Genomic DNA, 11,479 nt, shown 5'->3' on the forward strand with positions numbered 1-11,479 from the left:
TCATTTAGCCGTTTCGGGGATGCTCGATCCACAATACGCCAGCCCATTCCCCGCGCGCGGCCCGCCCCCGCTCGGGCCCCCGCCCCCCCGCCCGCACCACTCATCCTGGACCGGGTAGCACGTCCTCGAGTCAGGCAGGTGCGATCACAGCACGGGAGACACCCAATTCTTCTGCAGCCTCCGCCCTCGTGAGGTGGCCGCCGGCGATGGACTGGAGTACCCACTGGGCTTGTTGGTCGCTCAAGGAGCGCTGGTTGCGTGGCACATCTGGACGGTACAAGGGGGCCCTGACAACGCACGCCCGGAATACATGGACTCCTCTCCCAACGAGTGCAATGGAACGCGGACCGCATGAGGCGCCAACCGCATCGTGCGCGCCAGCGCAGCCGATCTCAGACGAAGCCGCACCGGAGCGCTCCGATGCGCTTTGTCGTCTCACGGCTCGGCTCAAAGTCCCGTCAGGACGCACCCCGACGGGGCCTCGCCGTATCACTGGCCTATCACACAGCCATCACCAGCTGGGCGGCTCCTCCCGGACCAGATGGCCCTGACCTGCTATTTTGTGCCCGCGCAGGACCGGCGAAGACGCCCCCGGACGGTCTCTACAACCTGTGCCATGTCGTACCGAGGTCAGCTCTGACCGCCAGTCAGCTCCGCACTCGCTACACAGCCGGACCCGAAGCGGATCAAGCCCATTGAGTACACGCACACCCCTGGCAGACACCGCATGTTCCAGGCCCCTGGCCGACTACCCACTCGGCGAATCGCCATCGCGTAATGGGCGCCGTCACGGAGCACGAGCCTCGTCACCTGTCGCGGTCTGCGTTTCGGCATTTTCTATACGACGGCGGTGTCGTATACGTGGATGATGCTGGCGGTGACGGTAATGGCCGGGCTGTTGTATGGCCTGTTGGGGGTGCTGAATCCGGGGCTGCTTGCTCTGCGTGTGATGGAGACGGGGGTGGGGGCACTCGGCGCGGCGCTCGCGGTGTTGCTGGTACTGCCGGTGACCACGCACGCCACCACTGACGCGTGGATCCAGCGAGCGCTGCACTGTGTCCATGCGTGCACTTCTGAGGCTGCGGCCCGCCTGGCCGGCTCTCCAGCTGCGGATCCGGCCCGGTATGTCGCTGAACTGGAGCTGCTATTGGGCGGGGTGAGGCTGTCGCTGGCGCCGCTGGTGCACCCGTTCACTCCGCTGCGGGCGCGCAAAGCGCGGGCCCGTCAGGTGATCGAGCTGCTGGACCGGTGTGCCCGGGAGGTGCGTGGCCTGGCATCGGTAGTGCCGCGGTGGGAGCACCAGCCCCATCCAGCGGCACAGCGATCACCAGGCCAATGGCGATACCGATCACCGTGCCCAAAACCCTGCGAAAGCCCCCGCACCAGGGTCTCGCCCCGCGAGGTGGTGTTCACGAAAATCCATCACACCGCACCCACAGCCCAATACCAGCGCTCGTGTGACACCAGCTGCCCCACCAACAGAGCGAAAGCGCCGCCCGCCATTCCCTGGACCGCGTGGCGCGTGGTCACCCGGGCAAAACCCGTACCACCCGGCGCCACCACCACAACAGCGGGCGGCGACAGCCGCCGCTCGTAACACCACAGGCCAAAGCGCACCGCTGAGGACGCCAGCAGGGCAAGGGCCACCGCCGCATAAAGCTCCGGCAACTGGCCCGGCACCGCATGCAGGAACTGCGCCGCGAAAAACATCATGAAGGCGAAAGTCCCCAGAGCGTGGCCCCGCGGCCCCCGCCGGCGGGCATACATCCCCGCGCCGAGGACGGCAACAAAGGCTACGTCCCGCACCCACGGGAAATCGTGCAACACCGCCGCGAGAGCCAGCACCGGGAAACCCGCCACCGGCAGCAGTGCCGTCGTGAATGCCTGCCCCCGCACCGACCCATCGGCCACCGTGAACAAGGCGAGCAGCGCGGCAAGCCCACCAGCGATCGCCGCCGGCAGCGACTGCATCGCCAGATCCGACACCGTCACCGCCAGACCGACACCCAGGACACCCCGCGCAGCACTGCGCAACCTCAGCCGCCCCGGATCCGGCGCGACGAACACCCGCTTCAACACGACATCTCCCTGACACCCAAAACGATCAACCCGCAGAACTGACACAGAGTCAGGAAAATCAGCAAAGGGTCAGCATCAGTCCACCCACAGACTGCCGAAGATGCCCACACCCGCACATCAAGCGACGCAAAGAAGACCGTGCCTGATCTGCGAAAACACGCCCCAGGCCCGCTACCCCCGCGACCCGCCCGGTTGACACTACGCAGAACATATTCATATGAGTTCGAGGCCTCCGTCGATCGTGAGAATCTGGCCCGTCAGCCACGTCGCGGTGGGATCTGCGAAGCGGACGAGCCAGGTCGCTACTTCCTTCGGTTGTCCCCTCCTTCCCAGAGGGATCCGGGATGCCTGCTCTTTCTTGACCGCCATCACTTCCGCCTCCGTGAGCCCGCTGACGGACAGAGCCTCGCTCTCGGTCGGACCGGGGGCAATGGCATTCACTCTGATCCCGTCCTTGGCCAACTCGACCGCCCAGGTACGCGTCAGCTGTTCCAGGGCGGCCTTGGTCACCCCGTAGTGGGCACCACCCGGGTGGGGGCGATGGCCGTAGGTGCTGGAGACGTTGACGATCGAGCCCTTGCTGCGGCGCAGGTGAGGCAACGCTGCCTGGGCGAGCATGGTAGGGGCAATGGCGTTGAGGTCGAACAGGTCGGTGATGCGCGAGCGTGTAACCTCGTCGAACGAGACACGCGCAGTCGCGCCAGCGTTGTTCACCACCACGTCAAGCTGCTTCCATCGGTCGATCGCCGTACTGATGATCAGCTCAGGAGCATGCTCCAAGCGAATGTCAGTAGCGAGAGTCGCGATGCCTGGGCGCATGGCGGCAGTCTCGTCCAGGGCCACCTGGCGTCGGCCGACACCGAGGACGTGCGCCCCCGCCTCGGCCATCGCGGCCGCCGTTGCCCGGCCGATCCCGGTACCGGCTCCGGTGACGATGACGATGACGACGCGGTTATGAAGGGGGCGAGTGTGCTGGCATTCCATCAGGGAGTCCTTCACTTGCTGTTCGACTGGCGTCTGTGGCCGCTGCCGGGTACGAGGACGTAGGTCTCTGCCAAGGCGTCTACAGTGGTTGATCACTTCAGAACCACTGCAGGTACTGCGGCAGGCCGCCGGAGCGGATGCCGAGACCGCAGCAGCGCCCCTCGGACCGACCGCCGCTTGCCCGGCGATCCGGTCGGCTCTCGCCCTTCTTGAGGGCGTCGCCGGTGTGCATGCGCAGGCAGAAGACGCAGCCGTTGATCTGGGAGGTGCGGATCCTCAGCAGCTCGCATGCCCCGGGGGCTACGACTTCGAATCGTCGATCTTGAGCTTGGCTCCGGTGTTGGAGACGAAGACGACCAGGAGCTTGGCGGGTTTGGTCCGGCTGGTGTTCTCGGTGAGGACATGGTGGGCGCCCGGCTGCTCGACCCAGTTCTCGCCCTGGTGGTAGGTAGTCGCGGGCTTGCCGGCAAGCTGGCTGCGCACGGTGCCTTCGAGGACGTAGGCGTAGACGAACGCCTGGCCGTGCCGGTGCGGCAGCGCGCTTGCGTTGGGCGGGAAGTCCACGATCGCCGAGGTGAACGTCTTGCCCTTCACATTCGGAAGGGCCTGCTGGAGCAGCGGCTTGAGGGTTTCGGTGGGACGTGTCGATGTCATGGCCGCAGGCGATGCCATGGCCGCGGTCGTGCCCATGGCGTGGGTGGGCTGGTCCGAGGTCGAGCAGGCCGTGGCCGCCGTCAGCGTGGCGACGGCCAGGAAGCCGGTGGCGATTCGCATTCCGATCACGATGGATCTCCTGATTCAGTCTTCCGTGACGCGGATGATCGTCTTGCCCGGGGTGCGCTTGCCGGGGGCGAACGCGGCGGCTGCCTCGGCGAGGGGCCGCACAGCACCGACGACCGGCTTGAGCCGGCCGTCCCTCAGCCGCGTGGCGAGGTCGGCGAGCCGGGCGCGGTCGGGTTCGACGACGAAGAAGACCGCCCGCCCGTCCTTGGGCTGGACCTTGGGCGGCATGACGATGGAGACGAGCGTGCCACCGGCTCGGACGAGGGCGGCCGAGCGGTCGAGGATGTCGCCGCCGATCACGTCGAACACGACGTCGGCCTCGCCGGCGTCCTCCAGCTTCTCGGCCTGCAGGTCGATGAAGGTGTCGACGCCGAGTGCGAGTGCCCTGTCCCTGCCTGAGGCGCGGCCGGTGCCGATGACGCGGGCGCCGGCCTCGCGGGCGAGCTGTACCGCGATCGAGCCGACGCCGCCCGCGGCACCGTGGATCAGGACGGTCTGGCCTGTGGTGAGGCGGCCGTGGTCGAACAGGCCCTGCCAGGCGGTCAGCCCGGAGATGGGCAGTGCGACGGCCACGGTGTGGTCGATGTCCGCCGGCAGCGGGGCGAGGTTGCGGGCCTCCACCGCGGTGTACTCGGCGAGAGTGCCGTCACGGGTCCAGTCGGCCAGGCCGAACACCCGCTGTCCGACACTCAGGCCGGTGGTGCCGTACCCCAGCTCCACGACGACACCGGACAGCTCGTGCCCGGGCACGCTCGGCGTCCGGTCGCGGCCGGCGCGATCGGTCCACGTGGCGGGCCAGTCCAGCTCGCCAGGGGTGAAGCCGGCGGCGTGCACCCGCACGATGACGTCGTTCTCGGCCGCGTGAGGGTAGGGCATGTCCGTCAGGGACATCCCGGCAAGACCAGCGTCACGGTCTCGCACAGTGATGGCTTGCATACAGATCCTTACTGGGAGGGGACCCGAGCGCACAGCGCACTCGCGCGCAGGGCTCGCGGCTGCAGGTGGATGTATGCCGTGCCGCATGATCGATCTCACCTGCTCTGGCGTCTTCCTTCGTCGCCCGTTGTGCGTTCTCATCAGGGAGACGAGGTGACCCCTGCGGGTGTGACAGCTCAGACGCGCGCGAGTTTGTCGGGGTTCATGACCCTGCGGTACGCGGTGATCAGGCCGTCTGTGATCTGGACCGTGTCGACGGAGTAGACCCGGCTTTCCCGGTGGAACACGAGGGCGAGCTCGCCGACGACCTCCGCGAAGTCGATGCGGTCCGGGTGCCACTGGCGTCCCGTACGCATCATGACCTCGGCGACGCGCTCGCCGCCGTGGATGAGCTTGCGTGCCGCCAAGACCTTGCCGCCGCCGTCGGTGACATACACGGCGTCCGGGTGCAGGAGCCTGACCAGGCCGGCCAGGTCCCCGGCCTCGTAGGCGGCGCGGAAGACCGTGAGGACGCGTTCGCGCTCCGCCTTCGACGCCTGCGGCGTGGACTGCTTCGCCTTGGCCACCCGCCGTCGTGCCCGCGAGGCGAGCTGCCGGGCACCCGGCACGGAGACATCCAGCACCTCGGCGATCCGACCGAACGCAAGACCGAAGACATCGTGCAGGACGAAGGCCACCCGCTCCGGCGGGCTCAGCTCCTCCATGATCAGGAGCATCGCCGAACTGACGGACTCGACGACGAGTACCGGCTGCGACGCGTCCGGCCCTGTCAGCAGCGGCTCCGGCAGCCACGGCCCGACATAGGCCTCCCGGCGGAAGCGGGCGCTCTTGAGAATGTCGTACGACCGTCGCGCGGCCACCGTCACCAGCCAGGCCCGCAGATCATTGATGTCTGCAGATCCGCTCCGGCCGCCCGCAGCCACACGTCCTGGGTGACATCCTCGGCATCGGCCACAGTCCCCAGCAGCCGGTAGGCCACTCCGAAGACCGCGGGCCGGTGCCTCTCCCATTCGGCTCCGAGCAGGTCCCCCTGCTCAGACCGTCCGAGCCCGTGCCCGTCACCCATACGGATCGCAACCTCCTCCAGCCTGCGGATGCAGCGTAGCTATTTCGATCTCGGGATCTTCGAAGACAGCTCCGCGGAAGCGCGCCGACCCGCTCCGACAAGGCAGCCGTAAGTCCTGATCAAGCTGCTTCGGGGATGGTGTCGGCGTGGGGCGCGCGGCGCGCTCAGCAGCGGGACGGTTCGCCGAGAGATCCGCTTTCCCGGCCCGTGCGATCGGATCGCCGGTGGGTCTGTGAGCGCGTGCTCGTCCGGCGTGGAGGGCCGCAGCCACGGACAGCGCCCCGACGAAGCCGACGTACAGATAGCCCGTGATCTCCAGCCCCCATGAGGGCGCCGCGAGCCCGGCCGCGAGGGCCGGAAGACTCAACGCCGCATAGCTGATCACGTAGACGGCCGAGAAGACCTCCGACCGCGACTTCGCGGTGGTGACCGCGCTGATGGCGCGGAGGTTGCCGTTGAACGTCAGGCCGACGCCCAGCCCCGCGACGACCGATCCGCCGACGTATCTAACCGGCGACGCAACAGCGATGGCCACCGCCAGTCCGGACGCACCCAGAGTCAGGAGAACCGCCCCCAGCAAGGTTGCGAGCCGTGCCGTATGCCGAACGGACCACACCCCGCCCAGGCTGTTGGCCAGAAACAGCGCCGCGATGCTGAGCCCGCCCGCAGCGCCGGAGCGCACATGCAGGGCATTGCTCACCAGGGACGGAGTGAGCGCGAGGAACAGACCCGTGACGGACCACCCCGCGACCAGGGCAGGAATGGAGGCGAAGAACTCCGGCCGGACGTCCCGGGGAACCCGGACTCTCGATCGCAACGACGCCAGTCCCATCGCTCGCGGGACGAGTGTCTCAGGGATCGTGAGGACGACCGCGGCCAGAACGACGAAGGCCAGCGTAAGGACGGGAAAGACATACGCATCGGGGCCTGAGGTCGACTGAAGCAGCAGCCCACCACTCCGGCGCTGGCGGCCATGCCGATACTCGTGCCCACCGCTGTCGTCGTGGGCCCCAGCTGCGGACGTCTTTTGGGTGAGAACTCGACCAATCCGGCGGCAAGACCGCCCGTGGCCGTCCCGTGGCGATGCCCTGCACCACCCGGGCGATCAGGAGGGAGACGACGCCGTCGGCCGTCCAGAAGACCGCCGTGCTGCTCACCGCCACCAGAAGGGCGGCGACCAGCACCGGGCGGCGACCCAGCTGGTCGCTCAGCGATCCGACCGTCAGCAGGGCGCCGAGCAGACCCACGACATACACCGCGAAGATCACTGTCAGCATCGTGACCGACAGGCCCCAACGCTCCCGGTAGAGCGGGTAGATCGGTGACGGTGCGCTTGCCGTGGCCATCATCACCACATTGGCGCAGGCCAGCACGGCGAAGGCCGCACCTCGCCCGAGACGACGCCCGTCGCGAGGGCCACTCACACGTCTCATCACGTCTTATGGGGCCTTGATCAGCTCGGCCACGGAGCGCCCATGATGCGCTCGACCGTGGTCGTGCGCTGGAAGCCGGGAATGAAGTGCTCCAGCACATCCGAGTTCACGGTTCCGTTCGTGGTCTCCGGGCGGTGCTTGAGTCCTTCGACGTAGGCCTGCAAAAACTCGTTCTTGAAGTCGCCCCGCGGATGGACGGCGGTGATCTCGTCCACCTGGCTGCGATCCAGTTCGTCCAGGCCCAGGCCGATCACGTCGGTCAGGACCCCCAGATTCGTGATGGCGATCTCCGGGCCCATCCGCCCGGGAATTCCCGGGGTCGTGTGCAGCGCGATCGCCGTCCACACCACGTCGGCGGCCGTGGCCGGGAAGCCGTGGTCGAGCATGAACTTGCGTGCGTGGTCGGCTCCATCGACCTCGAAGCGCTGCTCCACGTCGGAAAACGGCGTCAAGAGGCCGGTGTCGTGAAACATGGCGGACAGGTAGAGAAGCTCCGGGTCGGGCCCCAGGCCTAGCCTGTGAGCATGCAGGGCGCCGAAGACGAAAACGCGCCGGGAGTGGTGGTAGATGAGTGGGCTGGTCATCTCCTGCATGAGGCGGGTGGCCTCGGCGACCGCCGCCGTTTCAGGAATCTCCACCCCCGCGATGATCTCGCTCATGACCTCTGCTCCTTCCGATATCGGTGTGTTACGAATGGACGGTGCGTCCGTCTTCCACACTGCCAACCACCCGGCGTCCGGCGCTCCCTCGGTCCGGCCATGAGTCACCCGAATCCGGACAGGCGGGCAGCGGGGTTGTGGGCTCCTCCACGCACCGGGTCGCGATCCTCGTCCACGACGGGGTCAAACTCCTGGACGTCGTCGGCCCCGCGGAGGTGTTCGGGGAAGCGAACCGGCTCGGTGCCGACTACACGATCGTGCTGGTGTCACCGACCGGTGCCGATGTCACCTCGTCCATCGGGATCCGGATCGCGGTCGACGTCGCCGCCACGGAGCCTGCTCCCGACACGTTCCTGGTGGCCGGCGCAGACCTCTACCCGCGCACACCGGTCCCCCGTGATCTGATCGAGGCCACGCGAACGCTGGCGGGCCGGGCCGACCGGGTCGCGTCCATCTGCACCGGAGCATTCATCCTCGGCGCAGCCGCCTCCTGGACGGAAAGCGCGCGACCACGCACTGGAAGGTCGCGCACGAGCTCGCCGCCCGCTGCCGGGCCAGCCGCGTCGAACCCGACGCGATCTACGTCCGTGACGGAACCACCTACACCTCGGCGGGCGTGACCGCCGGAATCGACCTGGCACTGGCACTCGTCGAGGAGGATCACGGCCCTGATCTCACCCGCGACGTCGCCCGCGCCCTGGTGGTCTATTTGCAGCGTTCGGGCGGCCAGTCGCAGTTCTCCGCCCCACTGCAAGGACCGCCGCCCCGGTCTCCGGCCCTCCGTAAAATCACCGACTTGATCACGGCGAATCCCGGGGGAAACCACTCACTCGGCGAACTCGCCAAGCACCTCAATGTGAGCCCTCGGCATCTCCCTCGGCTCTTCCACGACGAGCTGTCCACGACGCCGGCCCGATACGACGCCGGCCCGATACGTGGAGATGATCCGGTTCGACATGGCGAAAGCTCTCCTCGACCAAGGGCATACCGCAACGCAGACGGCATCCCTTGCCGGATTCCCGAATTAAGAGAGCATGCGGAGAGTTTTCGTGAGGGAATTGTCGCTCAGCCCCGCCGCCTATCAGCGACGCTTCAGCGCAGCGCGCCGAGCCGACGAGGGGCAGTAAGACGAAGCTGTCACTGCACGGACACCGAAGCGTTACAGACGGTTGCGCTGCCCGTGTGCGATTTTGTTCCACGACGGGTTCGTCCACAACATCCGCGACACCTCGCGACCGCACAGCCCTCCAAGGCGGGCTCAGCGAGTACGAACTGGCCTGCTCACCAGAGCCCGCCCCGCGGGCCGACCTCGACCTGCCCGACCTCTCTGGCCACCAACCTCTGCGCCATCGGAGCCATGGCACCAGACCGCATCGCCGTACGCCTCGAAGCTGCACGAGCAAGCGCGCGGCATGCGTCGGCGCGGCGCCAAGGACCACGTTACCGAGAGGTGCGGAACGCGCCGGTCGCGCATCATCGTCCGTCTGGGGACCGCCGCGGCCACTCTCGCCGACGTAGGGACTGTACCCGTCCGGCACCACGGACCTCGCCGAGGCCGGGCGACATCATCCCATCAGGATCTTGTTCGAATCCCGAGCCCGCTGAGCGGTATGCATACGACCTCTCAGACACCTGGGCGGGTCGCCTGTGTGACCTCCAGCGATAGGAGGCCAGAGAGGCCGGGAAGTGCGCTGATGGACGGTCGGCGCTCATTGGCCATTTTGCTCAGAGATAGTTGGCCATCGCGGCCCTGACTTCGATGTGGCGCGTTGGCGGGGTTCGCCACCTATTGCGCTCAGCTGGCGGTGCGGGTCATAGACGGACAACGATCAGGGCGATGTCGTCGCGGGCGCCGCTGCTGCCGCCGAGGTGCGCGAGCAGGGCGTCGGCGAGGTGTTCGGGGCTGTGGCGGGCATAGCGGGCAAGCGCGTCAGTGAGGCGTTGGACGCCGGCGTCGATGTCCTCGCCGCGGCGTTCGATGAGGCCGTCGCTGTAGAGCACGAAGGGATCGCCGGGAGTGAAGGTCAGGTCGGCCTGTCGGCGGGGGACGTGTTTGGGGCGGGCGCCCAGCGGAGGGTCGGTGGCCTGATTGAGCAAGTCGCAGGTGCCGGCTGGTGCGCCGGCAGGCTGTTCGACGCCCGGCATACAGCGCACCTCCGATCTGTTCACAAGTGAGGGATGTGCCGGTCGGCCCCCCTCCCCCGCGAGGGCGTCTGTCGCGCACCGCGGCCACTCACCAGGCCGGCATGATGGGAGCAGGAATGAGCGTTGCGGCCACCACGACATCCGTGACCAGGGTCCTCAAGGCCTGGAGCCGGGCGGCGCTGCACCCGCTCTTCCTGGTCGTCCCCCTGGCCCTGATCGTCTCCATCCCGGCGGCCGACGCGTTCCTGCCTCCGGACATCCACCTCGCCCACCTCCTGGTCGTCGCCACGGCGGTGACCGCCATGGGCGCGGGCTCGCGCCCCACGGCCCTGATCGGTGGCCTCGCGATACTCGCGCTGATCGCCGCGGGGGCGGAGCGGCGGACCCTGGGCACCGAGAGTGTGCTGGTCGAACTCGCTTCGCTCACCGTGCTCTCCGCCCTGCTGTTCGCCTTCACCCACCTGCGGGACCGGCACCAACGGGAACTGAGCAGAGCGCGCACCGTTTCCGACACCGCACAGCGGGTCGTCATGCGCCCGCTCCCCCGGCGGGCCGGGCCGGTGTCCCTCGCCGCGGAGTACCAAAGCGCCGAGGCCGACACCTACATAGGCGGCGACCTCTACGCCGCGGCTCGTACCTCCGACTCCACCCGACTGATCATGGGAGACGTCCGGGGCAAGGGCCTCGCCTCGATCAGCGACACGGCGATCGTGCTGGGTGCCTTCCGCGCCGCGGCCCATCGGCGGATCCCGCTGACGGAGCTGGTCGCCTACCTCGAGGACGCCGTCCGCTGGGGCCTCGCGGAGTTCTCGGAATGCGAGCCCGACGCCGCCGAACGTTTCGTGACCGCCGTGGCGCTCGACATCCCGGACGACGAGCCGGTGGTGCACATGATCAGCTGCGGCCATCCTCCGCCCCTGCTGCTGCGCCGGGCGACCGGGACCGTCACTGCGCTCCAGGTCAGCGAACCCGCCCCGCCGCTCGGCCTCGGCGCCATGTCCGACGACACGTATACGGCGGCGACCTTCCCCTTCCACGAGGGGGACAGGATCCTGCTCTACACCGACGGCGTCACCGAGACCCGCGACGGCGCGGGCACCTTCTACCCGCTCGCCGAACGCCTCGCGAGGTGGGTCGACCACGCCCCCGGGCCGCTCCTGAAGCAGATCACCGCGGACCTGCGGGCTTATGCGGGCGGTCTACTCGACGACGACATGGCCATGATGATCGCCCAGCGCGGCCAGGCACCGGCGGCCGCCTGAGCGGAGTCGAGAACACTGCTGGGCCGGCGCCCCCGGACTTAGAGGTCCTAACAAAGGCGTCGGACGTGTCTGTAGGTGATGAGACATGTAGCGAGCCCGAGGAAGGCTTCATGGATGTCGTCCCGTCGCTCC

Annotated in this window: 8 protein-coding genes and 5 pseudogenes; 3 read left to right on the forward strand and 10 right to left on the reverse strand. The window is 68.1% G+C overall.

The window, feature by feature from the left end; genetic code table 11:
• Positions 1-826: 826 nt before the first annotated feature.
• A pseudogene (locus ACWDEN_RS47020) lies at positions 827-1,282 on the forward strand (FUSC family protein); the annotation flags it as partial.
• Here ACWDEN_RS47020 and ACWDEN_RS47025 read toward each other — a convergent pair.
• From ACWDEN_RS47025 to ACWDEN_RS47065, 9 genes and pseudogenes are all read right to left on the reverse strand, one after another.
• Positions 1,281-2,079, reverse strand: a pseudogene (locus tag ACWDEN_RS47025) (FUSC family protein); the annotation flags it as partial. The pseudogenes ACWDEN_RS47020 and ACWDEN_RS47025 sit on opposite strands and share 2 nt — an antisense overlap.
• 213 nt (positions 2,080-2,292) lie before the next feature.
• Positions 2,293-3,063 carry an SDR family NAD(P)-dependent oxidoreductase gene (locus ACWDEN_RS47030; protein ID WP_351620736.1) on the reverse strand — a complete coding sequence of 257 codons (771 nt, stop codon included), beginning with the start codon at positions 3,061-3,063 and terminating at the stop codon, positions 2,293-2,295.
• A gap of 97 nt (positions 3,064-3,160) precedes the next feature.
• Entirely contained in the window at positions 3,161-3,346 is a 186-nt protein-coding gene (locus ACWDEN_RS47035) for a carboxymuconolactone decarboxylase family protein (RefSeq protein ID WP_450864213.1), read from the reverse strand.
• A gap of 17 nt (positions 3,347-3,363) precedes the next feature.
• Positions 3,364-3,837: a cupin domain-containing protein gene (locus tag ACWDEN_RS47040; RefSeq protein WP_351620739.1), complete on the reverse strand. Its 474-nt coding sequence runs from the start codon at positions 3,835-3,837 to the stop codon at positions 3,364-3,366.
• A gap of 24 nt (positions 3,838-3,861) precedes the next feature.
• Positions 3,862-4,782, reverse strand: a complete 921-nt coding sequence (locus ACWDEN_RS47045; RefSeq protein WP_351620734.1) for an NADP-dependent oxidoreductase — start codon at positions 4,780-4,782, stop codon at positions 3,862-3,864.
• Between the two features lie 176 nt (positions 4,783-4,958).
• A pseudogene (gene sigJ / locus ACWDEN_RS47050) lies at positions 4,959-5,848 on the reverse strand (RNA polymerase sigma factor SigJ).
• Positions 5,841-6,548, reverse strand: coding sequence for a hypothetical protein (locus ACWDEN_RS47055; RefSeq protein ID WP_450864207.1), 708 nt, complete (start codon positions 6,546-6,548; stop codon positions 5,841-5,843). The pseudogene sigJ and the gene ACWDEN_RS47055 overlap by 8 nt, the downstream one beginning before the upstream one ends.
• A gap of 151 nt (positions 6,549-6,699) precedes the next feature.
• On the reverse strand, positions 6,700-7,221 hold the full coding sequence (locus ACWDEN_RS47060) for an MFS transporter (protein WP_450864209.1): 522 nt from the start codon (positions 7,219-7,221) through the stop codon (positions 6,700-6,702).
• Positions 7,222-7,301: 80 nt separating this feature from the next.
• Positions 7,302-7,940, reverse strand: a complete 639-nt coding sequence (locus tag ACWDEN_RS47065; protein ID WP_351620729.1) for an HD domain-containing protein — start codon at positions 7,938-7,940, stop codon at positions 7,302-7,304.
• A 137-nt stretch (positions 7,941-8,077) separates the two neighbouring features.
• Between ACWDEN_RS47065 and ACWDEN_RS47070 the strand changes: the two are divergent.
• A pseudogene (locus ACWDEN_RS47070) lies at positions 8,078-9,067 on the forward strand (GlxA family transcriptional regulator).
• A gap of 685 nt (positions 9,068-9,752) precedes the next feature.
• Here the strand turns inward: ACWDEN_RS47070 and ACWDEN_RS47075 are convergent.
• A pseudogene (locus ACWDEN_RS47075) lies at positions 9,753-10,055 on the reverse strand (PP2C family protein-serine/threonine phosphatase); the annotation flags it as partial.
• 173 nt (positions 10,056-10,228) lie between these two features.
• Here ACWDEN_RS47075 and ACWDEN_RS47080 point away from each other — a divergent pair.
• Positions 10,229-11,347, forward strand: coding sequence for a PP2C family protein-serine/threonine phosphatase (locus tag ACWDEN_RS47080; RefSeq protein WP_450864211.1), 1,119 nt, complete (start codon positions 10,229-10,231; stop codon positions 11,345-11,347).
• Positions 11,348-11,479 lie beyond the last annotated feature (132 nt).

The organism is Streptomyces sp. NPDC001153, assembly GCF_053598315.1.

Bases quoted from the DNA above. Each gene is read 5' to 3' on its own strand.
- ACWDEN_RS47040 (WP_351620739.1), bottom strand. From the start codon at position 3,837: ATGCGAATCGCCACCGGCTTCCTGGCCGTCGCCACGCTGACGGCGGCC.
- ACWDEN_RS47045 (WP_351620734.1), bottom strand. From the start codon at position 4,782: ATGCAAGCCATCACTGTGCGAGACCGTGACGCTGGTCTTGCCGGGATG.
- ACWDEN_RS47030 (WP_351620736.1), bottom strand. From the start codon at position 3,063: ATGGAATGCCAGCACACTCGCCCCCTTCATAACCGCGTCGTCATCGTC.
- ACWDEN_RS47065 (WP_351620729.1), bottom strand. From the start codon at position 7,940: ATGAGCGAGATCATCGCGGGGGTGGAGATTCCTGAAACGGCGGCGGTC.